The 23108-nt window shown below is 56.2% G+C and carries 21 protein-coding genes; 9 read left to right on the forward strand and 12 right to left on the reverse strand.

All coding sequences use genetic code 11. The features are described from left to right. Nucleotides 1-33: 33 nt before the first annotated feature. Nucleotides 34-633, reverse strand: a complete 600-nt coding sequence (locus ACR0EN_RS01860) for a L,D-transpeptidase (RefSeq protein WP_170393194.1) — start codon at nucleotides 631-633, stop codon at nucleotides 34-36. A gap of 188 nt (nucleotides 634-821) precedes the next feature. Further along, nucleotides 822-2321 carry a CoA-acylating methylmalonate-semialdehyde dehydrogenase gene (locus ACR0EN_RS01865; protein WP_480584944.1) on the reverse strand — a complete coding sequence of 500 codons (1500 nt, stop codon included), beginning with the start codon at nucleotides 2319-2321 and terminating at the stop codon, nucleotides 822-824. A 104-nt stretch (nucleotides 2322-2425) separates the two neighbouring features. On the opposite strand from ACR0EN_RS01865, the gene ACR0EN_RS01870 reads away from it, so the two are divergent. The 3 genes from ACR0EN_RS01870 (at nucleotide 2426) to coaD (ending at nucleotide 4401) form a co-directional block, all read left to right on the forward strand. Next, nucleotides 2426-3328 (forward strand): LysR family transcriptional regulator, encoded by a 903-nt coding sequence (locus ACR0EN_RS01870; RefSeq protein ID WP_170405527.1) that lies wholly within the window; start codon nucleotides 2426-2428, stop codon nucleotides 3326-3328. 61 nt (nucleotides 3329-3389) lie between these two features. After that, nucleotides 3390-3827 carry a CBS domain-containing protein gene (locus tag ACR0EN_RS01875; protein ID WP_170405529.1) on the forward strand — a complete coding sequence of 146 codons (438 nt, stop codon included), beginning with the start codon at nucleotides 3390-3392 and terminating at the stop codon, nucleotides 3825-3827. A gap of 82 nt (nucleotides 3828-3909) precedes the next feature. Continuing rightward, nucleotides 3910-4401 carry a pantetheine-phosphate adenylyltransferase gene (gene coaD / locus ACR0EN_RS01880; protein ID WP_170393190.1) on the forward strand — a complete coding sequence of 164 codons (492 nt, stop codon included), beginning with the start codon at nucleotides 3910-3912 and terminating at the stop codon, nucleotides 4399-4401. On the opposite strand, the gene gap (ACR0EN_RS01885) is transcribed toward coaD, so the two are convergent. The 3 genes from gap (ACR0EN_RS01885) to gap (ACR0EN_RS01895) form a co-directional block, all read right to left on the reverse strand. Next, on the reverse strand, nucleotides 4393-5397 hold the full coding sequence (gene gap / locus ACR0EN_RS01885) for a type I glyceraldehyde-3-phosphate dehydrogenase (RefSeq protein WP_170645989.1): 1005 nt from the start codon (nucleotides 5395-5397) through the stop codon (nucleotides 4393-4395). The genes coaD and gap (ACR0EN_RS01885) overlap by 9 nt on opposite strands. Nucleotides 5398-5478: 81 nt before the next feature. Continuing rightward, the gene (locus tag ACR0EN_RS01890) at nucleotides 5479-5622 is read right to left on the reverse strand and encodes a hypothetical protein (RefSeq protein WP_010439846.1); all 144 of its coding nucleotides are present in this window, start codon (nucleotides 5620-5622) and stop codon (nucleotides 5479-5481) included. A gap of 73 nt (nucleotides 5623-5695) precedes the next feature. Next, entirely contained in the window at nucleotides 5696-6697 is a 1002-nt protein-coding gene (gene gap / locus ACR0EN_RS01895) for a type I glyceraldehyde-3-phosphate dehydrogenase (protein ID WP_170393188.1), read from the reverse strand. Between the two features lie 182 nt (nucleotides 6698-6879). Here gap (ACR0EN_RS01895) and ACR0EN_RS01900 point away from each other — a divergent pair, with 182 nt between their 5' ends. Continuing rightward, nucleotides 6880-7851 (forward strand): DUF808 domain-containing protein, encoded by a 972-nt coding sequence (locus ACR0EN_RS01900; RefSeq protein ID WP_480584947.1) that lies wholly within the window; start codon nucleotides 6880-6882, stop codon nucleotides 7849-7851. An 87-nt stretch (nucleotides 7852-7938) separates the two neighbouring features. Then, nucleotides 7939-8739 (forward strand): thioesterase family protein, encoded by an 801-nt coding sequence (locus ACR0EN_RS01905; protein WP_170610477.1) that lies wholly within the window; start codon nucleotides 7939-7941, stop codon nucleotides 8737-8739. A 50-nt stretch (nucleotides 8740-8789) separates the two neighbouring features. Here ACR0EN_RS01905 and tkt read toward each other — a convergent pair whose 3' ends face one another. Continuing rightward, entirely contained in the window at nucleotides 8790-10811 is a 2022-nt protein-coding gene (gene tkt / locus ACR0EN_RS01910) for a transketolase (RefSeq protein ID WP_480584951.1), read from the reverse strand. A gap of 234 nt (nucleotides 10812-11045) precedes the next feature. On the opposite strand from tkt, the gene ACR0EN_RS01915 reads away from it, so the two are divergent. Genes ACR0EN_RS01915 through ACR0EN_RS01925 form a run of 3 tightly spaced genes read left to right on the forward strand, consistent with a single transcriptional unit; the run spans nucleotide 11046 to nucleotide 12621 of the window. Then, complete coding sequence (locus tag ACR0EN_RS01915) at nucleotides 11046-11879, forward strand: coiled-coil domain-containing protein (RefSeq protein WP_170510519.1); 834 nt, start codon at nucleotides 11046-11048, stop codon at nucleotides 11877-11879. Next, a complete protein-coding gene (locus ACR0EN_RS01920; protein WP_170393183.1) occupies nucleotides 11879-12271 on the forward strand; it encodes a cell division protein ZapA in 393 nt (130 codons plus the stop codon). Before ACR0EN_RS01915 ends, ACR0EN_RS01920 begins: the two co-directional genes overlap by 1 nt. Further along, nucleotides 12271-12621, forward strand: coding sequence for an MliC family protein (locus tag ACR0EN_RS01925; protein WP_170405544.1), 351 nt, complete (start codon nucleotides 12271-12273; stop codon nucleotides 12619-12621). Before ACR0EN_RS01920 ends, ACR0EN_RS01925 begins: the two co-directional genes overlap by 1 nt. Nucleotide 12622: 1 nt before the next feature. Here the strand turns inward: ACR0EN_RS01925 and grxD are convergent, their stop codons facing one another. The 6 genes from grxD to ACR0EN_RS01955 form a co-directional block, all read right to left on the reverse strand. Beyond that, nucleotides 12623-12985: a Grx4 family monothiol glutaredoxin gene (gene grxD, locus ACR0EN_RS01930; protein ID WP_170393181.1), complete on the reverse strand. Its 363-nt coding sequence runs from the start codon at nucleotides 12983-12985 to the stop codon at nucleotides 12623-12625. Then, the gene (locus ACR0EN_RS01935; protein WP_480584954.1) at nucleotides 12972-13262 is read right to left on the reverse strand and encodes a hypothetical protein; all 291 of its coding nucleotides are present in this window, start codon (nucleotides 13260-13262) and stop codon (nucleotides 12972-12974) included. The genes grxD and ACR0EN_RS01935 overlap by 14 nt, the downstream gene beginning before the upstream one ends. Nucleotides 13263-13305: 43 nt before the next feature. Then, nucleotides 13306-13542, reverse strand: a complete 237-nt coding sequence (locus ACR0EN_RS01940) for a BolA/IbaG family iron-sulfur metabolism protein (protein WP_170393179.1) — start codon at nucleotides 13540-13542, stop codon at nucleotides 13306-13308. 138 nt (nucleotides 13543-13680) lie between these two features. Then, nucleotides 13681-15840, reverse strand: coding sequence for a phosphoribosylformylglycinamidine synthase subunit PurL (gene purL / locus ACR0EN_RS01945; protein ID WP_170610483.1), 2160 nt, complete (start codon nucleotides 15838-15840; stop codon nucleotides 13681-13683). A 189-nt stretch (nucleotides 15841-16029) separates the two neighbouring features. Beyond that, a complete protein-coding gene (locus tag ACR0EN_RS01950) occupies nucleotides 16030-18276 on the reverse strand; it encodes a mechanosensitive ion channel family protein (RefSeq protein WP_480584957.1) in 2247 nt (748 codons plus the stop codon). 269 nt (nucleotides 18277-18545) lie between these two features. Next, nucleotides 18546-19454, reverse strand: coding sequence for a LysR family transcriptional regulator (locus ACR0EN_RS01955; protein ID WP_170393176.1), 909 nt, complete (start codon nucleotides 19452-19454; stop codon nucleotides 18546-18548). A gap of 169 nt (nucleotides 19455-19623) precedes the next feature. Between ACR0EN_RS01955 and ACR0EN_RS01960 the strand changes: the two genes are divergently transcribed. Next, nucleotides 19624-23043, forward strand: coding sequence for an indolepyruvate ferredoxin oxidoreductase family protein (locus tag ACR0EN_RS01960; RefSeq protein WP_480584960.1), 3420 nt, complete (start codon nucleotides 19624-19626; stop codon nucleotides 23041-23043). Nucleotides 23044-23108: the final 65 nt, after the last annotated feature.

The following is a 23108-nucleotide window of genomic DNA, read 5'->3' on the forward strand; positions in this document are numbered from 1 at the left end:
GGCTTTTTTGTGTTTCGTGTAGAAACTCGCCGTTTAGACCAAACGTACCTGAGTACCGACCTTTACCAGCGGATACAGCTCTTCAACGTGCTGGTTATAGAGACCAATACAGCCGGACGAGCTCTGACGTCCAATCTTGCGGGTATCATAGGTGCCGTGAACCAGGTAGGCAGGCCAGCCAAGATACATAGCGCGAGTTCCCAATGGGTTTCCAGGTTCACCACCCTCCATGCGAATTGGCAACGAGGGATCGCGCTCGCGCATTGATGGGGTTGGTGTCCAGCTTGGGTTCTCCGCCTTGCGTGTGACTTTGGTATAGCCGCGCTTGGTCAGCTCTTCGCTCATCGGGACAGAACTGGGGTACAGCTTGTAGGTTCCATCCGGCCCCCAGTAATGAACAGCCCGACTGGTGATATCGGCCAACAATGCGCCGACGCCCAACTCGTCAAAGTGATCCTGCCAATTCTGCTGCGAGAACGATGAAACGTTACGACGTACTGGAAGCTGCGTGCTGATTGCTTCCTCGGTCTGTGGGAAAGCATCAGTGCTTTGAGCACGCACGATAGCAGGGGCCGCAATCAGCGATGCAGCGCCCAAAAGGGCGTGACGACGGGTAAAACGATTTTGGGACAAGGTTGCCTCCAGGGAGTTATGAGCTGCTCGGATAGTTGAATTACCGATAAAATATTAGTGAATGCCTGCTTTTTCCAGAGGGCGACCTCTGAATTTCTTGTGAGGTAGGCGATCAGGCAGCAACTGGCGCAGGCACGAAAAAACCCGACCCATGTAGGGCCGGGTTTCCTGATTTGTAAGCTGAATGATCAGTCCATCGCTTTGAAGTTGAACTCGCCACCTTCCTTGATGCCCGACGGCCAGCGCGATGTCACTGTTTTGGTGCGGGTGTAGAACTTGAAGCTGTCCGGACCGTGCTGGTTCAGGTCGCCGAACATCGATTTCTTCCAGCCGCCAAAAGTGTGGTAGGCCAGCGGAACCGGGATCGGAACGTTGATGCCGACCATGCCGATGTTCACACGGCTGGCAAAGTCGCGCGCCGTATCACCGTCGCGGGTGAAGATCGCAGTGCCGTTGCCGTATTCATGATCCATCGCCAGTTTCAACGCCTCTTCATAAGAACCCGCGCGTACGGTCGACAGGACCGGGCCAAAGATCTCTTGCTTGTAGATGTCCATCTCGGGTGTGACGTTGTCGAACAGGTGCGGGCCGACAAAGAAGCCGTCCTCATAACCCTGCAAGCTGAAATCGCGGTTGTCGACAACCAGCTTCGCACCCTGCTCAACGCCCGAGTTGATCAGGCCAAGGATACGCTCTTTCGCGGCAGCAGTAACAACCGGACCCATGTCTACGTCGTCGCCCGCTGTGTAGGGGCCAACTTTCAGCTTCTCCACGCGAGGGATCAGCTTTTCGATCAGTGCGTCTGCGGTTTCTTCGCCCACAGGCACGGCCACCGAGATTGCCATGCAGCGTTCGCCAGCCGCGCCGAAACCTGCACCGACCAGCGCATCAGCAGCCTGATCCAGATCGGCGTCGGGCATAACGATCATGTGGTTCTTGGCACCACCGAAACACTGCGCCCGTTTGCCGTTGGCGGTTGCACGAGCATAGATGTATTGCGCAATCGGGGTTGAACCCACGAACGACACGCCCTGAATGATTTCGCTGTCCAGCAGGGTGTCCACGGCCTCTTTGTCACCGTTTACGACTTGGAACACGCCCTTGGGCAGACCAGCTTCGACAAACAGCTCTGCCAGCATCAATGGAACAGAGGGGTCGCGCTCGGACGGCTTTAGAACAACTGCGTTGCCACAGGCCAGTGCCGGGCCAACGTGCCACAGTGGCATCATTGCGGGGAAGTTGAATGGCATGATCGAAGCGACCACGCCCAGCGGCTGACGCATTGAATACATATCGATGCCCGGGCCCGCGCTGTCGGTGAACTCACCTTTCAGCATCTGGGGCGCGCCGATGCAGTATTCTATCACTTCCAGACCACGCTGCAGATCACCCTTGGCGTCCGGGATGGTTTTACCGTGCTCGCGGCTGAGAGCCTCGGCCAGCTTGTCCATGTTGCGGTTCATCAAACCAACCATCGCCATCATAACGCGCGCGCGCTTCTGCGGGTTGGTTGCGCCCCAAGCGACCTGAGCTGCTGCAGCGTCTTCGATCGCAGCGGTGGTCTCGGCGACACTGGCCATCGGGCACTGGTACTGCACTTCACCCGTTGCTGGGTTGAATACATTGTCAAAGCGGCCAGATGTGCCAGCGACATTTTCGCCGTTGATGAAATGGGTCAGGTTCTGCATTGCAAACTCCTCCGGATTAAGTTGCGCGAAGAATAGACTTGCGAAAATCACCTGAACAGAGGCAATATTTCAAATCAGTTTTGCAAAAATGCAAAGGGTAGGGCATGACGCCGAATTGGGATGATTTGCGGGTTTTCCTGGCGGTCGCGCGCGATGAAAGCCTTTCGGGTGCGGGGCGGGTTCTCAAGATCGACCCGGCGACAGTCGGGCGCAGAATCGCGCGGCTCGAAGCGGCATTGGACGCGGTGTTGTTCACGAAATCACAGCAGGGCTATGTGTTGACGACTGCAGGACAACGCCTGATGGAGCATGGGCTGCAGGCGGAAGAAGCTATGCGCGCAGCGACTGGTGTCATGTCAGGCTCTGCCAAATCGCTAAGCGGTCAGATCCGAATTGGTGCCCCGGATGGTAGTGCCAATTACCTGTTGCCACAGGTCTGCGCCAAGATCAGCGATGCCAATCCTGATCTCGACATTCAGATCCTGGCGTTGCCGCGCATCATCAACCTATCCCGGCGAGAGGCCGACATGGCGGTAACAGTCAGTGCGCCCACCGCAGGGAAACTGCTGGTGCAGAAGATATCCGACTATCGGCTGCATATGGTCGCAACGAAGGAATACCTGAGTCGTCACGCCGAAATTCGATCCATCGAGGATCTAAAAGGGCATCGGATGATAGGCTATATTCCGGACATGATTTTCGACCGCGAGCTGGACTATCTCAACGACATCGGTGTTGAACGTGTCGCGCTTGCATCAAACTCTGTTTCCGTTCAGCTGCGACAAGTTTCGCTGGGAACAGGGGTCTGCGTGGCACATGATTTCACATTGCCGTTTCATCGGGGATTGCAGAAAATCCTGACGGATCAGGTCAGTCTGACCCGGGGGTTCTATCTGGTCCGCCATCAAGGCGATCAGCGCAATGAGCGATTGAACCGCTTTGCCGAGGCGTTGACGCGCGGAATACGGGACGAAGTAGCGCGGCTTGAGCGCGAAGCTTCACCTTGACACATTCACACATTCCGGCAACGCTTTGGAAAACAGTACGTAATTCCGGAGGTTTTCGCTTATGCTTGTACAGGCCATTCTCAAATCAAAGGCCAGCGGCGGTGTGGAGACGGTCGAGCCAACGGCATCCGTTTCTCAGGCTGCCGAGATTCTTGCGGAAAAGCGGATTGGTACTGTGGTCATTTCCGAGGATGGGGGGCAGACGGCAGCGGGCATTTTATCCGAACGAGACATTGTTCGCGAGTTGGCTGCCAGCGGCAGCGGATGCTTGGATAAACCCGTTAGCAACTATATGACCAAGCAACTTGTGACCGCCAGCCAGCAGGATACTGTTGAGTCTATCCTGTCCCAGATGACCGAAGGACGATTTCGCCACATGCCTGTATTGGAAGATGGCAAACTGGTCGGCATCGTTACGCTGGGTGATGCGGTCAAGGCGCAACTGGCTGAACTTGCTATGGAAAAAGACGCGCTTGAGGGCATGATCATGGGGCACTGAACGCGGGGGCTGTTTCAGCCTCTTGCACCTGCGGCAAAGTTATGTTTGCTTGCGCAGAAATATTGTTGCGCTGGAGAGCCCAATGCGGGTTGGATTATATCCCGGTACTTTCGACCCTATCACCATGGGTCATATAGACATTATTCGCCGCGCGGCTGCGCTGGTGGATAAGCTCGTCATTGGTGTTGCTATCAACCGGGACAAGGGCCCGCTGTTTTCTTTGGAAGAGCGTGTCGCGATGATCGAGGCCGAATGCGCCCATCTAACCGAGCAGACTGGCACTGAGATTGTCGCGCATCCGTTTGAAAACCTGCTGATCGATTGCGCCCGCGATGTAGGGGCTCAGATCATCGTGCGCGGACTGCGTGCGGTTGCGGATTTCGAGTATGAATTCCAGATGGTTGGGATGAATCGCGCGTTGGACGACTCGATTGAGACCGTGTTCTTGATGGCAGAGGCACGGCATCAAGCCATTGCGTCGAAACTGGTCAAAGAAATCGCCAGATTGAACGGGGACGTGTCAAAATTCGTCACGCCCCGCGTCAATTCCGCCTTGAAAGAGCGGTTAGGATAGCGCGCCCATCGCGGCGGCAGTGTCCAGCATCCGGTTCGAGAAGCCCCATTCGTTGTCGTACCATGCAAGCACACGAACCAATGTGCCGTCAGTTACTTTGGTTTCAGCCAGTGAAACCGTCGAGCTATGCGAGTCGTGGTTGAAATCGATCGAGATCAAGGGGCGATTCTCGGCCGCCAGCACGCCGGGGATTTTGGCGGCGGCTTCTACAAAGAGGGCATTGACCTCTTCTTCGGACGTCGGTCGCGAAACCTCAGCAACCAGATCAACGACTGAGACATTGGGCGTTGGGACACGAATGGCTTGCCCGGTCAACTTACCAGCAAGCTGCGGCAGAACCAGACCAACAGCCGATGCCGCGCCAGTTGTCGTCGGAATCATTGACAGTGCTGCTGCGCGCGACAGGTAGGGGTCTTTACCCGCAGTGTCGTGAACCGGTTGGCTGGCCGTGTATGCATGAACTGTGGTCATGTTGCCGTGTTTGATGCCCAGTCCTGCGTCCAAAGCCGCCGCGACCGGCGACAGGCAGTTGGTGGTGCACGAGGCATTGGAAACAACGATATCGTCGGCGGTTAACTCATGATCGTTCACGCCGAACACGACTGTCTTCACGCCGCCGTCGCCACGGGCAGGGGCCGAGATCAATACTTTCTTTGATCCGTTTTTCAGGTGCCGCTCAGCTGCTTCACGGGTCCGGAAAACACCGGTGCATTCCAGAACCACATCCACATCAGACCAGTCCAGTGCTTCGGGATCACGCTCGCTGGTCAGCCGGATGGGCCCAGCACCCACATCCAGACCTGCATCAGTCAGACTTACGGGTTTGGAATAGCGTCCATGCACACTGTCGAACTCGAACAGATGTGCGTTCATTTCGGGCTTTGCCAGATCGTTGATTGCGATGATTTCAACATCAGTACGTCCGGATTCCATGACGGCCCGAAGAACGCCGCGCCCGATCCGTCCAAATCCATTGATTGCCAGCTTGAGTGTCATAATGCGCTCCGTCAGAACATGGTCCATAGATGGTTAGCGCTAACAAAGCCAGATTGGCGCGAAAGTCAAGAAAAACCTCTGTCAGCGCCAGAAGGCGAGCCAATCCAGGAAATCGTAGAGCTTCTTGCCCAGGAACAGCAGGTGTTCGGTGCCGAATAGTGCCACGTCCAGCATCAGACCGCCCAGAATTAGGATTCCAAGCCAGATGGCGATTTGATTTGTCATTTCTGCGCCCTGAACGTAAATGCCCGCTCAGATAACCTGAGCGGGCATAAAGGTACAAGCGATGTGCGAAGGGTCAGTTAAGGCGGCCCATCGCGACGGCGACATCCGCCATACGCACCGAGAATCCCCATTCGTTGTCATACCACGCCAGCACGCGCACCATACGGTTGTCGACCACACGGGTCTGATCCGGCGCGAAGATCGAGCTTTCTTCGGTATGGTTAAAATCGGTCGAGACCAGCGGAGCGGGCTCATAGCCCAGAACGCGCTGCATCGGGCCTTTCGCTGCTTCTTCTACGATGGCGTTGACCTCTTCGACAGTGACGTCGCGCGAGGCGCGGAAAGACAGGTCAACGGCCGAAACATTCGGGGTAGGTACGCGGATGGCCGAGCCGTCCAGGCGCCCTTTGAGGTTCGGCAGAACCTCTCCCAGTGCTGCAGCCGCGCCAGTGGACGTCGGGATCATCGACATCGCGGCAGCGCGGGCGCGATACAGATCGCTGTGGCGACGGTCCAGCGTCGGTTGGTCGCCGGTATAGGCGTGAATCGTGGTCATGATGCCATGCTCGATGCCGATACCTTCGTCCAGAACCTTGGCAAGCGGAGCAAGGCAGTTGGTGGTGCAAGAACCGTTCGACACCATATTGTCGTTTGCGGTCAGGCTGTTGTGGTTCACACCAAATACGATGGTCTTGTCGACATTTTTGCCGGGAGCCGATAGCAGAACCTTACCAGCGCCGCGCTCAAGATGGGTTTTGGCTTTCAGGCCGTCGTTGAATTTACCGGTGCATTCCAGAACGACATCGCAGCCTTCCCAGTCCAGCTCGTTCATATCGTAGGTCGAGAACATCTCCATCGGGCCGCGACCCAGATCCATGGTGTTGCCTTCGACCGAGACGTCGCGTGGGAAACGTCCATGGATGCTGTCGTATTTCAACAGATGCGCCGAGGTTTCCAGCGGGCCGGTGGCGTTGACCTTGATCACTTCGATGTCGTTGCGCGCCGATGCGGCGATGTGCGACAGAGTACAGCGGCCGATGCGGCCAAAACCATTGATACCGACCTTGATGGTCATCCGACGTCTCCAAAAATGCGCTTGCGTTGCAGGCCATATAGCCGCGAATATTGAATCTCAAAAGGGCAAAAATGGCATATTTTTAAGGTGTTAGCGCAAACCTGCGCCGATTGCGCTAACGCTTGCGCTAGCCGTTGGATCAGGTAGGGTCCGATCGAACAGATGAATGGAAAGGAAGCGCGATGAGTGGTCTGTTGGCCCTGTTGGACGACGTGGCGGGCATTGCAAAGGTTGCGGCGGCCTCGGTGGACGATGTGGTGGCCGCTGCCGGCAAGGCTGGGGCCAAGACTGCGGGTGTGATCATTGACGATGCGGCCGTGACGCCCAAATACGTTCAGGGTTTTGCCCCGGCGCGGGAACTGCCGATCATCTGGCGCATCGCGCGCGGATCGATTTTCAACAAGATCATTCTGTTGTTGCCAGTGGCATTGCTACTAGCCAATTTTGCGCCTTGGTTGATCACACCGCTGCTTATGCTCGGTGGTTCATATCTGTGTTTCGAGGGGGCCGAGAAGATTTTTCACGTCCTGTTTCCACATGGGAGCCATGCGATAGACGAAGATATGAAAAATCCCGATCCCGGCCATCTGGAAGAAAAGAAGGTGAAGGGTGCGATCAAGACTGACTTTATCCTGTCTGCTGAAATCATGACCATCGCTTTGGCGGCCATTGAAGCGCCGAATGTGTGGATGCAAGCCGCGACGCTGGCCGTGGTGGGCGTTGGGGTCACCGTCGCCGTTTATGGCTCGGTCGCTCTGATCGTGAAAATGGATGATGTCGGCCTGTATTTGGCACAAAACGCGCCGACGCCGATAGGGCGCGGAACGGGAAGGGGCCTAGTCAAAGCGATGCCCGTTGTCATGAAAGTTCTATCTATCGTTGGTACTGCTGCGATGCTGTGGGTCGGCGGGTCGATCATGATCCACGGTATGGAGGACCTGGGCTTTGGCTGGCTGGGCCATCACATTTACGACTGGGCAAATGCTGCGAGTCATACTGTGTCTGAACAATGGGCAGGCGCGGTAAAGTGGATCGCGAAGGCGACGATGGATGGTGTATTCGGTCTGGCCTATGGGCTGGCGCTGATACCGGTGGCAACCAAGCTGCTGTCCCCCGCGATCAGCGCGATTTCGGGATCTGAGAATAAACACTGAAATCAGGATCATGTGACGTGAGGTTTCATCTGGCACAACGGTAAGAGCGGGGTAAGTTCCAATCGAAGCATATCCGGTGTGAGATCGATGACTAAACTCAGCCTTTCCCAAGTCCTTGCCAGTTCAGATCGGTTGAACGGGATGCTGCAGTTTCCGGTGCCGCCAAACTGGATGCAAGGCCGCACAACATATGGCGGCTTCTCGTCTGCCTTGCTGCTGGCTGCTGCGAGAAATGCGGTCGATGTTCTGCCGCCATTACGCTCGGCCCTGATCAATTTTACCGCGCCCATCGGTTCACCTCCGCTGATCGAAACCGAGGTGCTTCGCAATGGGCGGAATGTCACAACGATCAATACACGAGCAAGGATTGAGGGGAATACAGCCGCGCTTGGGACATTTACGTTTGGCAAGGCACAGGAAAGCCATGTGGCGTTCGAACATCCGGCTAAGGCAGAGATACAGCCAGAGATCACAGAACACTATTTCCCGCCAGATTTGCCAAAACTTCCCATCGCATTTCTTGAGAACTTCGACGTTCGGTTGATCGACGGGGCGCGGCCATTTGCTGGTGCAGAGCGTGGCTATGTGAAGGTTTGGGCGCGCCATAATGATGCCGACATGCGCGATAGGATCGAAGGGTTGATCGCAATTGCGGACCTATTGCCACCGGCCATATTCCCGACATTGAAGAAGCCGGGAAACAACTCGTCAATGAACTGGATTTTCAACGTGCTATCCGAAGAAATTCATACTCGCGATGGATGGTGGTTGATGGAACATCAATTGACAGCTGGACATGACGGCTACAGCTCTCAGGTCATGCGGATGTGGAACACCGATGGTGATCTAATTGTCGATGGTATGCAGTCAGTAATAATTTTCGTCTAACAAAAAAGGCCCCGGTTTTAACCGAGGCCTTCTGACTTATTTGGGTAGGTTCAACCCAGCAGTTCTTTGACCTTGGCGACTGTTGCCTCGGTCGTGATGCCAAAATGCTTGTAGAGCTCTCCGGCGGGTGCCGACGCACCAAAGCTGGACATGCCGATGAACCCGGCTTTGGCCTCGCGACCACGCTCGCCCAGAAGCCAACGGTCCCAGCCTCCGGCGCGAACCGCAGCCTCGATACCGACGCGGACGGCTCCCGCAGGCAATACGCGCTTGCGGTAGGCTTCGTCTTGTTCGGCAAACAGCTCCATACAGGGCATGGAAACGACCCGAGTGCCGATGCCTTCGGCCTCAAGTATTGCTTTAGCTTCCATCGCCAGCGAAACCTCGGAACCTGTGGCAATCAGAATCGCCTGACGCTTGTTTTCTGCGTCAGCCAATACATAAGCGCCTTGCGCGGTCAGGTTTTTGGCTTTGTGCTGGGTCCGAACAGTTGGCACGCCTTGACGGGTCAGCGACAAAACCGAGGGGCTGTCCTTTAAGGTCAGCGCCAATTCCCAGGCTTCGGCGGTCTCAATCGTATCGGCTGGGCGGAACACATAAGTGTTCGGCGTCGCGCGTGAGATCGCCAGATGTTCCACCGGTTGGTGCGTCGGACCGTCTTCGCCCAGACCAATCGAGTCGTGGGTCATCACGAACACCGTCGGGATCTTCATAAGTGCAGCCAAACGCATCGAGGGTCGCGCATAGTCGGTGAAGGCCATGAACGTACCGCCATACGGGCGAATGCCACCATGCAGCGCCATACCGTTCATAGCAGCGGCCATACCGTGTTCACGAATGCCGTAATGGATATACCGACCCTTGCGGTTTTCCGGGAGGAACACGCCCATATCAGCCGATTTGGTGTTGTTCGATCCAGTCAGGTCAGCCGAGCCGCCAATGGTTTCGGGCATGATCGGGTTAATGACATTCAACACCTTCTCTGAAGAGGCGCGTGTGGCCAGCTTTGGCTGGTCTTCCGACATCTGTTTCTTGAACGACCGGATGGCGCCGGCCAGCTTCTTTGGTGCCTCAAACGCATAGGCGCGGTTGAATTCGGCTTGTTTACGTTCGGAGACTTGCGCAAAACGCTCCTCCCACGCTGCGCGCTCGGCTTTGCCACGTGCGCCAATGGCCTCCCAAGCGGCTTTGACCTCAGCAGGGATGACGAACGCATCATGCGGCCAGTCATATGCTTCTTTGGCGGCGTTCAACTGATCCTGATCGGTCAGAGCGCCATGGCCTTTTGAAGTGTCCTGCGCCGCGTGACCCAGTGCAATGTGACTTTCACAAGCAATCATCGTCGGTTTGTTCGACTTCTTCGCCTGCACGATGGCCGCATCGATGGCCTTGGGGTCGTGGCCGTCAATCTCAAGCACATGCCAGCCCGAGGCCGCAAAACGGCGCACCTGATCGGTGCGGTCGGCGATGTCGACTGTGCCGTCGATGGTGATGTTGTTGTTATCCCAGAAGACGATCAGTTTGCTTAGCTCGTGGCGACCGGCCAAAGTGATCGCCTCTTGGCTGACGCCTTCCATCAGGCAGCCGTCGCCCGCAATCACGTAGGTATAGTGATCAACGATCTTCTTGCCATAATGCGCACGCTGAATTTCCTCGGCCATCGCAAAGCCAACGGCATTCGAAATGCCCTGACCCAAAGGTCCGGTAGTGGTTTCGACACCATCGATCAGGAAGTTCTCGGGGTGCCCGGCAGTTTTGGCGCCCAATTGACGGAAGTTCTTGATCTCTTTTAGCGTAACATCGCCATGACCGGTGAGATACAGCAGCGAATAGACCAGCATCGAACCGTGACCCGCCGATAGGATGAACCGATCGCGGTCCGGCCAGTTCGGGGCAGTGGCGTCGAATTTGAGGTGCTTTTCGAACAATACGGTCGCAACATCGGCCATGCCCATCGGCATACCGGAATGGCCGGAATTGGCGGCGGCGACAGCGTCGAGGGTCAGGGTGCGGATGGCCGCAGCCTTGTCCCAGTGTTCGGGGTTGGCATTGCGCAGCGCAGTCAGGTCCACGGGCGTAGTTCCTTTGGTTTACGGGCAGATGGGCGCTGAATACCATCCGATTGTCAAAGTGCAAGCAGAACCGCGTGGCACACCGAATTGGCGCTTCAAGAGCGGTGTGCAAGTGGTTGAAACCAAACAGTGGGTATTTTCTGTCGCATTCCGTTAGACTAGGGCTGAGCGCCGCCGCTTTTGATTCGGGTAGGCGAATATCAGAACGAACCTTGATAAAGAGGTGACACAGGCATGAGTCAGATCGAAGAACTACAACGCCGTATTATCACCGCGATGGAGCGGATCGGTAATGGTGTCGAGGCCTTGCACGATGCTGGATCCGCAGCCGGTGATGACACGTCGCTGCGAACGGCGCTTGAAGAAGAGCGGGTGGCCAATGCCCAGCTTGAGGAACGGCTGAAAACGATCAAAGAGAGACACGCGCAAGAGATTGACGCGCTGCGTGCGCAACCGGCACCGAGTTCGGAAGTGGATGCGCTGCGTGCGCAATTGGCCGAGGCGACCTCTCAGCTCGCCACGGTTGAGGCTGCGCGGGCCGAGTTGGCGGATGCCAAGGCTGCGCTTGAAAACACGGACGAAGTCGAGGGCTTGAAGGCTGAGATTGAGACTCTGCGATCACATCAGGGCGCTGCAGAAGAGGCGAATACGTTGCGCGCGCAGGTCGAGCAATTGACCCCAATCGCGGATCGCGCGGAAGAGATGGAGGCCGAACTGGCGCGTCTGCGGGCTGAACTGGTCGATAGCGAGCGGTTAACCGAACTCAATGCCGAGCTTGAGATGCTGCGCGCGGAACGGGCTAGCCATGGTGCCGCGATGTCCCGGTTGGATGATGATTTGCAACGGCTTCGCAATGCAAACGATCAGCTCCGGAGCGCTGTCGATGAATTACGCGCCGCCGCAGAGGACGGTGTCACGGATGCTGACATGCTGAACCGGGCGACGACAGCCGAATTAGAAGCCATACGTGCCGCGCGCGCGTCGGACGCAGCCGAAGCGCATGCGGTCCTGGCTCGACTTGAGCCATTGCTAAGTCATGCCAATCTGGCCGAGGGAGAGGTGGAATAATGCCCGAAGTAACCATTCATATCGGTGGCCGCGGCTTTGATGTCTCGTGCCAGGACGGTGAAGAACCGTTTCTGCAAGCGGCAGCCAGACTGCTGGATGATGAGGCTCAGGTTTTGTCGGACCAGATCGGACGTATGCCGGAATCGCGGATGCTGCTGATGGCGGGACTCATGTTGGCAGACAAGGCAGCCGCGCATGAAGATCGCATGAAACTGGCCGAGGCCAAGCTGGTTGAATTGGAGACCGAATTGAAGCGGCTCCGCAGCCAACCGCAGCCGGAACCTGAACGGATCGAGGTCGCGGTAGTGCCGCCATCTGTCACGGATACGCTGGCTGAAATGGCGGCGCGCGCCGAAGCCCTGGCGGCAGTCATTGAAGAAAGGACGGCCTAATGCCGATCGCCCGAATGGCCTTTTGCGCGGCCGTCGTCTCGCTGACTGGCACGATGGCAAAGGCCGATATCGACATTCTGTCCGTGACGTTTACCTGTGAAAACAACACGCAAGTGCCGGTGTCCTACTTTAACGCCTCAAATGGCGATGGGGCGGCTGCGATGATGATCGATGATCAGTTGATCCCCATGAAACAGGTCCCAAGCGGTTCGGGCATCCGGTATGAATCCGTCGGAGGGGCAGGGACATACACCCTGCGCTCCAAGGGGTGGGATGCCACGATCAGCCATCAGGCCGAAGGCGACACAGCCCCGGAACTCGTATTGTTCAAGGACTGTAGCAGCCGATAGCTTACGCGTTTGCTTCGCGGATTTTGTCCGCAGCGTCTTTGTTGTAGCCCACACTGTTTTCATCGAACAGTGTGTCTAGCTCACCCGACAGCGTCATTTCAGTGATAATGTCGCAACCGCCGACAAACTCGCCTTTGACATAAAGCTGAGGCACGGTTGGCCAGTCGGAGTAGTCCTTGATGCCCTGGCGCACAGCTTCGTCAGCCAGAACGTTCACATCGGTGTATTCGACGCCCATGTAATTCAGAACACCGGCCACCCGGGATGAGAACCCGCACTGCGGCATCTCTTTGGTGCCTTTCATGTAAAGCACCACATCGTTGGCTTTGACGGTTTCGTCGATCTGGGTCTTAACGTCGCTCATCTTGCTTTTCCTTTTCATCCGCTTGCGCGGCGGTCGTTCGGTTATCGGGCAGTTCAGGTGCCCATCCTTCTTCTTCAAGCCGCCGGTGTTCTGCTTGTGCAAGCGTCACCGGATCAAGCCCGTATCGTTCAATTCCCCCAACCTTGCTAAGCGTATCGGGGTCAGGGCGCATATCCGACAGTTTTCGTTTTCTGTTGCGTTTGACATAGGCTTCGATGAGGGCGGCGACAACTATCAATGCACCAAGAAGAGATTTCCAGAAGGGCCAGCCACTCATCTTTTCAAAGCCACTTAGGCGCTTTTTTGAAAGTAGTTCTGTGTCATTCAGGTACCTTCGTCGTCAACGCCAGCGCGTGCAATTCCCCATCAGATCCATCCATCTTGCCTTTCAGCGCAGCGTAAACCGCACGCTGTTGCTGAACGCGGTTTTTGCCGCGAAAGCTTTCGTCCACGACCATGGCGGACATGTGCACGCCATCGCTGCCACCAACCTGAATTTCCGCATTGGGAAAGCTTTCGCGCAGCAGGGTTTCAATCTCGTGGGCGCTCATCGGCATGTAGGTTCACTCCTGTAGGTCTTTCCCAAGATGTAGAGTGATGGGAGCGGGCGTGCAAGATGTCGAGCATTTTTCAGATACGCGAATCCCGCGCCTATGGAAGACGCGAGAATTCTGGAATTCGGAAGAGACGATTTATCAGGCGACCGCGGCGGCAAAGCTCTGACGGAAGGTCTCGGTCAGTTCTGCCAAAGGAGCTTCGGAATTGCCGATCTTAACGCTGTCACCGGTAAATCGACCAACCGAGACCAGCGGGACACCGGCCTGACCGGCAGCGATCATCAGCGCCTCGGCTTGATCGAAGTTGCACGCCACAAGATAACGGGCCTGGTCTTCGCCGAATAGGAACTCGGATGATGCATCATCCAGGCAAACGCCGACGCCTGCAGCTTCAGCAAGTTCAAACGCAGCCAGTGCAAGGCCGCCATCGCTAAGATCAGTACATGCTTTGATCATCTCGCGATTGGCACGGATGAATTCCCCGTTGCGCGCCTCTGCAGCCAGATTAACATGCGGCGCGTCTCCGTCCTCGCGGTTGAATACCTCGGCCAGCAGGGCGGACTGACCCATATGGCCGTTGGTTTCGCCGATGACCAGCGCAACATGGCCATCCCGAACTTCGTTTCCGATTATCTCGTCGCTATGAGCAAGAAGACCAACCGCGCCGATGGTGGGGGTTGGCAGGATCGCCTGGCCGTCAGTCTCGTTATAAAGCGAGACGTTGCCCGACACGATGGGCATATCCAGCGCACCAACGGCGGCACCGATACCTTGGATCGCGCCGACGAACTGACCCATGATCTCGGGCTTTTCGGGGTTCCCGAAGTTCAGGTTGTCTGTGGTGGCAAGTGGTTTGGCCCCCACGGCGGTCAGGTTGCGATAGGCCTCGGCCACCGCTTGTTTGCCGCCTTCCACCGGGTTTGCACGGACATAGCGTGGGGTTACGTCGCTGGTAAAGGCTAGCACCTTGTCGGTGCCATGTACGCGGACCATGCCAGCGCCCAGACCCGGCGTGCGAGTTGAATCCGCCATGACCATGGTGTCGTATTGCTCATAGACCCATTGTTTGCCTGCGTAATTGGGTGAAGAGAGCAGGGCGCGCAGACCGTCGATCGGATCGATCTGTGGTACGTCTTCCAGTGGCGCAGACTCAGGGGTCGGTTCCCACGGGCGGTCGTATTCAGGCGCGGTCGAGGACAGTTTAGACAGGACCAGATCGGCTTTGATCTCACCATTGTGCATGATCAGGAAACGGTCTTCGGCAATGGTTTCGCCAACGATGGCAAAATCGAGGTCCCATTTTTCGAACACGGCGCGGGCCTCAGCCTCAAGCTCAGGTTTGAGGACCATCAGCATCCGTTCCTGAGATTCCGACAGCATCATTTCATAGGCTGTCATGTTCTCTTCGCGTTGCGGGACATTCTCGAGGTCCAAACGCACGCCCAGACCACCTTTGTCGCCCATCTCTACAGCCGAGCAGGTCAAGCCCGCTGCGCCCATGTCCTGGATCGAGATCACGGCACCGGTCTGCATCAGTTCCAGCGTTGCTTCCATCAGGCGCTTTTCGGTGAAGGGGTCGCCGACCTGAACGGTGGGGCGTTTTTCTTCGATGGTGTCATCGAATTCGGCCGATGCCATGGTTGCTCCGCCCACACCGTCACGACCGGTTTTTGCGCCCAGATAGACGACGGGCATCCCAACGCCCGAAGCGGCCGAGTAGAAAATCTTGTCACTGTCAGCCAGACCAGCGGCAAACGCGTTCACAAGGCAGTTGCCGTTATAGGCCGGGTGGAACCGAACTTCGCCACCCACGCAAGGCACACCGAAGCAGTTGCCGTAGCCGCCAATCCCCTCGACCACTCCGTTCACCAATTGGCGCGTCTTATGGTGGCCCGGCTCGCCAAAGGACAGTGCGTTCATCGAGGCGATGGGCCGTGCGCCCATGGTGAAAACATCCCGCAGGATGCCGCCCACGCCGGTCGCCGCGCCCTGATAAGGTTCGATATACGAAGGGTGGTTGTGGCTTTCCATCTTGAACACCACGGCCTGACCGTCGCCGATATCGACGACACCCGCATTCTCGCCTGGGCCGCAGATAACCTGAGGGCCAGATGTCGGAAGGGTGCGCAACCATTTCTTGGATGACTTATAAGAACAATGCTCGTTCCACATCGCTGAAAAGATGCCAAGCTCGGTAAAGGTCGGCTCACGCCCGATGATCTCAAGGATCATGTCGTATTCCTCGGGCTTGAGCCCATGTGCGGCAATCAGATCGGGTGTGATGGCGGGCTCTTGCATCTTCTGTCCTGTGTCCAAGTGGGCCGAGATTGCGGGCCTTTTAGGGCAATGGGCCGCTTGAGGAAAGAGCCAAACCCGCACAGGGGTCATCGGGCAATAAAAAATGGAACCGGCCATAAGACCGGTTCCGATTTGAGAGGCGTGCTGATTTGGTTCAGCCAGCGGCTGAAACGTGTCGAAGCCTAAGTGTCAGGCGGGGTTTTGCCTTTTGTTGACCGCATCTGCGGCGGCTGCGCCGGCGGCAGCTTTTTGTTCTTCAGTTATGTTCTCAGCCTCATCCAACCCCGGGATGGCGACGCGCACCTCGCGGCGGGCGAAATCGATACCATTTGCGTTGAATTCGGCCTTCACACGGTTAAAGATTTCCTTACGCAGTGTGAATTGCTTGCCGGGCTTGGCCATGAACTTGCCTCGGATGATCATACCGACATCGTCGAAGTCGAACACACCCTGAGATTTGAAGGGCTGCAGGAAGCCATCTTTGTGAACCTCGTCCTGCATCATCTCGGCACCGATCTTCTTGAAGATCTTCTTGACCTTGTTGGGGTCGGTGTCGAACGGCACAGTAAATTTCAACTTCATGATCACCCAGTCACGGCTGAAGTTGGTGAGCTTTTGAATCTCGCCATAAGGTATAGTATGGACTGGACCACGATGGTGGCGAAGCTGCATTGAGCGGATCGAAATTTTCTCGACCGTTCCCATGGTCCCGCCGACATCTACATATTCACCGACGCGGAAGGCGTCATCGATCAGGAAGAAGATGCCGCCAACGATATCGGCCACCAGTTTCTGTGCGCCAAAGCCGATGGCCAGACCCAAAACACCAGCACCAGCCAGCAGCGGCGTGATGTTAATGCCCAAAGCGCTCAGGGCGAGTAGGCCGAAGATCACCGAGATGGTGACTTGTGCGGTAATCCGCAACAAGGGCAGAACGGTCGCCAGACGCGAACCACCCGCGCCGCCACCTTCTCCGCCGGCTTCTTCATCCAGCTCCTCGGCCGCTGTCTGTTCCTTGGCCAGACGACGGTTAATCCACAGCGAGACGATCTCGTTCAGGATGTAGCCGACAGCGATGATCAGCAGGAACTCGATGATTGCGCCGCCAACTTCGGCACCGATACCTGCGGACGCAACATGGCGCAGATCTAGCTGCCAAACACGGGAAATCATGAAGACGACGAAGAGGCCAGCAATCACTCGACCGATTCGAATATAACTGCGCTTGGCCGATCGATAGGCGCGTTCTGCTAATGGCCCTTCGCCCGACATTGGCGGCTGCAGGTGACGCACCAAACCACGTATCAATGTATCAAGTGCAGGTGCAATCAACAGCCAGAACATGGTTGTGAAATGCGCCCCACCGGACAGCACGCGGATCAGCGCCGGGTTGCGTTGTGCCACCAGGAATTCGACCAGCAGCCAAATCACGACAGAAACGCCGATTGCAAAATACGGGTAATACCGCGCGACTTCTTCGTCGAACTTGGTGTGGTCCGGGTCGGTACCCAGCATCATCTGTGACAAACCTTCGCGCGCTGTCCAGGCGATTATGCCAATATAGACGTGGATTGCTGCGTTCAGCCAGAAACCGATGCGCGTCTGATCGCCGGTAACCCCGTTCAGCGCATTGAACCTTAGTACGAACAAGGTAAAGCCGATCAGGATCAGCAGACCGATCAGGTTGCGATGCAGGTATTTTGCCCAGTGGTCGTCAATGTTTACCAATCGGAATTGTGGCTTTTGCGGCGCAAGAACAAAGCGCGAGACTGCTGCCCCCAGACGCGGCACCCAGATTAGGTAGAATACAAATGGGGCTGCATAGATGATCTGCTCGGGGCTCAGCAATCCTCGGCCAATCGCCCGAATGACGACGTAGAATACGATAAGCCCTGCAATTTCGCGGCAAAATCGGCGGAACAGGTAGTTCACAGCGCCTCTGAGATCAGCGTCACCCGAGGGCTCGGTTGCCTCATGCCAGCGGCGGGTCAGGAAAATGAATAGCTTCTCAGCAATGAAGCCGACTATCAGGACCGAGAGCACCAGCCCCATTAGCGTCAGAACACCAGCGCCCCCCAATTTGTCAGAGAAATTGCTAAATGCAGTGATTTGCGCACTGATGATATTGGGAACTGTGGTCAGAACATGTGTCCAGGATGCGACCATTTCTGCCCAGATCTCATTGAGCTCGGTCAGCGGGTCTTCCTGACCTTCCTTTTCCGCCGCTTGCTTTTCGGCGACAGCGTCAAGGCGTTCCAGAAGGATCGCCCGTACTTGGTCGTCAGACATGCGCGCAACCAGATCATCAACCTGTTCTGGCGTCAAATCTTCGGGAATTTCAACTGTAGCGGTTGTGCTTGTGTCTTGTGCATGAAGTGGCACGGCCAGGAACAAGACTGAAATCATCGCCAACAATAGGCGGAATGAGTGGAACATGAATTAGCCCTCGAACACGAAATTTAGGTGTTTTTTCGGGATCATAGGCCTACGCGTTGGATTTTCCCAGTGCTTTCCACTGAATTGCATCAGCCTCGCGCAAAAAAAAGGCCGAGCACTAAGCTCGGCCGTAGTCCAACAGGGAGGTATGAAGATGATGAGCGTTTCAGCATCACCGCCTTCATGTGCTCATTTAGGGATCAGTTTATTAACGATCAAGGTCTATTAGCAGACCCCGGCGTCATGCCCGCTATGCTCTGAGTGCATGGCTATAGCTTGCCCAATTGCCTTAGCTGTTTGCGATGGGCGATTATCTCATCCTGCACAAAGTCCCGAAATGCCGCTATCCGTTTGGAATGACGCAATTCTTCGGGGTAGGCGAGGTAAACCGGTACATCAGCACTTTCGATGTCTGACATGACGGGGACCAGATCCGGGAAGTCCTCTGTCACATAATCAGGAAGTACTCCGATACCCAGATCATGCAGCACGCCCTGAAGAACGCCGAAATAGTTGTTCACGGTCAGCAACGAGCCGGGATTGTATGTCATAAGGTGACGAACCATCGACGCGCTTGCCCCAACCTGAGGGGCTGCGGGCGTTTGGCAGATCAATCGGTGCTTGGAAATATCTTCCAGCGTTTCAGGCGCCCCACCATGAGCATCCAAGTAGCTGCGCGTTGCATAGAGCAGCATCTGCACAGTCATCAGACGTTTGCGCACGAGATCGGCCTGGCTGGGCTCTTTCATGCGGATGGCCACATCGGCTTCACGCATTGGCAGATCCAACACCCGCTCTTCAAGCATGAGGTCGATATTAAGGTCGGGATACTGTTCATAGAGCTTCGGTAAGCGCGGGGCGAGCCACAGCGTGCCGAATCCGAAGGTGGTGGTCACCCTCAGTACGCCAAAGACCTCATCTTCACTATCCCGGATACGCGCTGCAGCGGCATCCAGACGTTTCAGCATGGCCGTCGTGGCATCGAACAGCAATTCGCCTTGTTCTGTCAGAATCAGACCGCGTGCATGGCGGTGGAACAAGGTTGCATCGAGTGATTCTTCAAGCGCGCGGATCTGACGGCTCACCGCGGATTGAGATAAATTGAGCTTGTCTCCCGCGTGTGTGAGGCTGCCAGCGTCTGCAACCGCGTGAAATATTCTGAGCTTGTCCCAATCCATCGCCGCAACTTTCGTTATCCTCGCGCAGCCCTATATGAAACAGGTAACAAATTCCACAATGAAACCCGGAAATCGTTACGGAATAGAGTAAAATCACTATACAGGTCAGTATTTATGACCTAATATGCACGAGAATAAAGCACACTAATCCGACGAGGGGAGACGTCAGATGAGTCAGCCGAAAATTTCACTCAACGACCGGTTCGACCTGTCCAAAAGCCCGGTTCTTTTGAACGGCACACAGGCACTGGTGCGTTTGATGCTGATGCAAAAAGTACGAGACACTGCGGCGGGATTGAACACAGCGGGTCTGGTCACAGGCTATCGGGGGTCTCCGCTTGGGGCTGTAGACCTTCAGATGTCTCGTGCAGAAAAGCAACTTGCCGAAAAGGATGTCACCTTTCAATTCGGATTGAACGAAGATCTGGCTGCAACCGCATTGTGGGGCAGCCAACAGGCGGGGCTGCGTGGCGACGGAAAATTCGATGGTGTTTTTGGGCTCTGGTATGGCAAGGGGCCGGGCGTAGATCGATCCGGTGATGTGATGCGCCATGCCAATATGGCGGGCACGGCGCAACATGGCGGTGTATTGATGGCCATGGGCGATGATCACACGGGTGAAAGCTCGACCGTTTTACATCAGTCGGAATGGTCACTGGTGGACATGTATATGCCCGTGGTCAGCCCGGCAGGTGTGCAAGAAATTCTGGACTATGGCATCTATGGATTTGCGCTCAGCCGCTTCGCCGGGGTCTGGGTCGGGCTGAAAACGATGAAAGACACGATCGAAGTGACTTCCGTCGTAGATGGCCGCCCTGACCGAATGCAGCTGGTCACCCCTCAATTCGATATGCCAGAGGGTGGGCTGAATATTCGGCTGGGTGATACGCCGCATCTGCAGGAAGCGCGCGTAATCGACCACAAGCGCTTTGCGGCAGAGGTCTTTTCGCACGCCAACAAGCTAGACAAGAGGGTCTGGGGAAAACCGGGCGCCAAGATTGGGTTTGTGGCGGCGGGTAAGAACTGGCTTGATCTGACTCATGCCATGTCGCTGCTGAACATCAACGCGGATGAGGCCGAACGGCTAGGCATTACCACCTATAAGGTCGGTCAGACTTTCCCTTTGGATATGAAGGGCTTCCACGATTGGGCTGAGGGACTGGACCTGATCGTGATCGTCGAGGAAAAGCGCAAGCTGATCGAAGTTCAGGTTAAAGAAGCGATCTTTGACGACCGTCGTGGGCGCCGTGTTTATGGCTGGTACAAAGGCGGCGCGGGGACGCTGCACCGCGAAGAACTGTTCCCGACCCGAGGAGCGCTCGACCCGATCATGATTGCCGAGAAGCTGGGTGAGATCCTAATCGAAGAGGGGCGCGATACAGATGGCGTTCGTGCCGGACTGGAGGCGCTGTCCGAAGCGCGCCGGGCTGACAATGCGCAGGAAATCGCGGCGCGTTTACCATACTTTTGTTCAGGATGTCCGCATAACAGTTCAACCAAGCTGCCTGATGGCAGCCGAGCCTATGCCGGGATTGGCTGTCACTACATGGTGCAGTGGATGGATCGCGAAACCACCGGTTTCACCCAGATGGGCGGCGAAGGGGCGAACTGGATTGGCGAGGCTCCGTTTTCAACCACACAGCATGTGTTCCAAAACCTCGGCGATGGCACCTATAACCATTCCGGCGTGCAGGCGATCCGGGCGGCACTGGCTGCGGGCACAAATATCACCTTTAAGATCCTCTATAACGACGCCGTTGCGATGACCGGAGGTCAGGAGAACGAAGGTGGGCTAAGTGCCGAACGCATCGTCGCCGAGGTCCGTGCGATGGGTGTCAGCAACGTCGCTGTCGTTTACGACGAAAAAGAAGATGTGAATTTTGGTGCGTTGCCTTCGGGTGTTGAGACGTTCGAGCGTTCAAAACTGATGCAGGTTCAGGAAAAATTCCGCGAAATCGGGGGTGTATCGGTCATTGTTTATGTCCAGACCTGCGCAGCTGAAAAGCGCAGGAGACGCAAGCGCGGCACGTTCCCCGACCCCGATAAGCGAGTGTTCATAAATACTGATATCTGTGAGGGTTGCGGAGATTGCGGCGTTCAGTCGAACTGTGTTTCCATCGTACCGAAAGAGACCGAACTTGGCCGCAAGCGTGCGATTGATCAGTCAAGCTGCAACAAGGATTTTTCCTGCTTGAACGGGTTCTGCCCGTCTTTTGTAACCGTTGAAGGGGCGAAAATCCGCAAAGAGGCGACGACCGACCTCGACTTGCCCGACCTACCGGACCCCGTTTTGCCACAGATCAACGGCACCCATAATGTCGTGATCACCGGCGTTGGTGGCACAGGCGTTGTCACCATCGGGGCGGTTCTGGCGCAAGCCGCACAAATCGACGGCAAGGGTGCCGGTATGATGGAAATGGCCGGCCTCGCACAGAAGGGTGGCGCCGTACATATCCATTGCCGTCTGGCCAACCGGCCCGAAGATATCAGCGCGATCCGTGTTGCCACTGGCGAGGCGCATGCGCTGATCGGCGGTGATCTGGTGGTATCGGCCGGGGCCAAGACGCTTGGCCTCACGCAAACCGGCCAGACCGGCGCCGTTGTGAACAGTCATGAGATTATCACCGGTGACTTCACGCGCGATACAGAATTCACAATCCCCAGCGATCAATTGCAGCTTGCGCTGCAGGCGCGGTTGAAAGATGGGGTGGCCCTTTTCGATGCCACCGATCTGGCGCGAGCCGTGATGGGCGACTCGATCTATTCCAATATGATGGTCTTTGGCGCAGCCTGGCAGCGTGGTCTGCTACCGATCAGTCACCAAGCGATAATGGGTGCTATTGAGTTGAATGGTGCGGCGGTCGAGCGCAACAAACGCGCCTTTGAAGTTGGTCGCTGGGCGGTGACCCACCCCGACGACGTGGCCAATATTTTGCGCCCCAACGTAGCAGAGTTACCAAAGACCCTCGATCAAGTGATCGATTTCCGCGCTGCGCACCTGATCGACTATCAGAACAAGCGGTTGGCGAAACGTTATCGCAAGCTGGTCGACAGCGTTGCAGATCAACACGTTCGTGAGGCTATTGCCAAAGGCTACCATAAGCTTTTGTCATATAAGGATGAATATGAAGTCGCCCGATTGCTGCTCGACAGTCGCCAGAAGGCGGAGGCCGAGTTTGATGGTGACTTTAAGATGACCTTCCATCTTGCGCCGCCAACCCTGGGGACGAAGGGCGACAATGGCCGCCCGGCCAAGAAAACGTTCGGAGAGTGGTTTCTTGGTCCGCTGAAGGTTCTAGCCAAGCTGAAAGGTTTGCGCGGCACTCCGCTGGATATCTTTGGCTACACGACAGAGCGCAAAATGGAGCGTGCTCTGATCCGCCAGTATGAAAAGGACATGAAAGAGGTTTTGCCCAGCCTGACACCCGAAACCAGTGATGCGATCGCGGCCCTTGCGGCTCTGCCATTGGACATTCGCGGTTTCGGTCCGGTTTTGGTCGCGAATGAAGCCAAGGCTGCGAAACGTCGCGAGGAATTGTTGGCTGTTATTCGCGATGGCGGGCCTCAGATGAAAGCTGCGGCAGAGTGAGGCTTTACAAGCTTGTCATCAAACCTATGCAAACTGGCTACCCGGCCTTATCTAAGCGGCAGCAA

It is taken from the genome of Ruegeria sp. AB7 (genome assembly GCF_056542625.1).

Excerpts from the sequence above, each read along its gene's own strand:
- ACR0EN_RS01870 (WP_170405527.1), top strand. The coding sequence starts at position 2,426 with ATGACGCCGAATTGGGATGATTTGCGGGTTTTCCTGGCGGTCGCGCGC.
- ACR0EN_RS01900 (WP_480584947.1), top strand. The coding sequence starts at position 6,880 with ATGAGTGGTCTGTTGGCCCTGTTGGACGACGTGGCGGGCATTGCAAAG.
- ACR0EN_RS01865 (WP_480584944.1), bottom strand. The coding sequence starts at position 2,321 with ATGCAGAACCTGACCCATTTCATCAACGGCGAAAATGTCGCTGGCACA.
- ACR0EN_RS01935 (WP_480584954.1), bottom strand. The coding sequence starts at position 13,262 with ATGAGTGGCTGGCCCTTCTGGAAATCTCTTCTTGGTGCATTGATAGTT.
- ACR0EN_RS01890 (WP_010439846.1), bottom strand. The coding sequence starts at position 5,622 with ATGACAAATCAAATCGCCATCTGGCTTGGAATCCTAATTCTGGGCGGT.
- gap (WP_170645989.1), bottom strand. The coding sequence starts at position 5,397 with ATGACACTCAAGCTGGCAATCAATGGATTTGGACGGATCGGGCGCGGC.
- gap (WP_170393188.1), bottom strand. The coding sequence starts at position 6,697 with ATGACCATCAAGGTCGGTATCAATGGTTTTGGCCGCATCGGCCGCTGT.
- ACR0EN_RS01950 (WP_480584957.1), bottom strand. The coding sequence starts at position 18,276 with ATGTTCCACTCATTCCGCCTATTGTTGGCGATGATTTCAGTCTTGTTC.
- ACR0EN_RS01955 (WP_170393176.1), bottom strand. The coding sequence starts at position 19,454 with ATGGATTGGGACAAGCTCAGAATATTTCACGCGGTTGCAGACGCTGGC.
- ACR0EN_RS01940 (WP_170393179.1), bottom strand. The coding sequence starts at position 13,542 with ATGCCGATGAGCGCCCACGAGATTGAAACCCTGCTGCGCGAAAGCTTT.
- purL (WP_170610483.1), bottom strand. The coding sequence starts at position 15,840 with ATGCAAGAGCCCGCCATCACACCCGATCTGATTGCCGCACATGGGCTC.
- ACR0EN_RS01960 (WP_480584960.1), top strand. The coding sequence starts at position 19,624 with ATGAGTCAGCCGAAAATTTCACTCAACGACCGGTTCGACCTGTCCAAA.
- coaD (WP_170393190.1), top strand. The coding sequence starts at position 3,910 with ATGCGGGTTGGATTATATCCCGGTACTTTCGACCCTATCACCATGGGT.
- ACR0EN_RS01920 (WP_170393183.1), top strand. The coding sequence starts at position 11,879 with ATGCCCGAAGTAACCATTCATATCGGTGGCCGCGGCTTTGATGTCTCG.
- ACR0EN_RS01875 (WP_170405529.1), top strand. The coding sequence starts at position 3,390 with ATGCTTGTACAGGCCATTCTCAAATCAAAGGCCAGCGGCGGTGTGGAG.
- ACR0EN_RS01915 (WP_170510519.1), top strand. The coding sequence starts at position 11,046 with ATGAGTCAGATCGAAGAACTACAACGCCGTATTATCACCGCGATGGAG.
- grxD (WP_170393181.1), bottom strand. The coding sequence starts at position 12,985 with ATGAGCGACGTTAAGACCCAGATCGACGAAACCGTCAAAGCCAACGAT.
- ACR0EN_RS01925 (WP_170405544.1), top strand. The coding sequence starts at position 12,271 with ATGCCGATCGCCCGAATGGCCTTTTGCGCGGCCGTCGTCTCGCTGACT.
- ACR0EN_RS01905 (WP_170610477.1), top strand. The coding sequence starts at position 7,939 with ATGACTAAACTCAGCCTTTCCCAAGTCCTTGCCAGTTCAGATCGGTTG.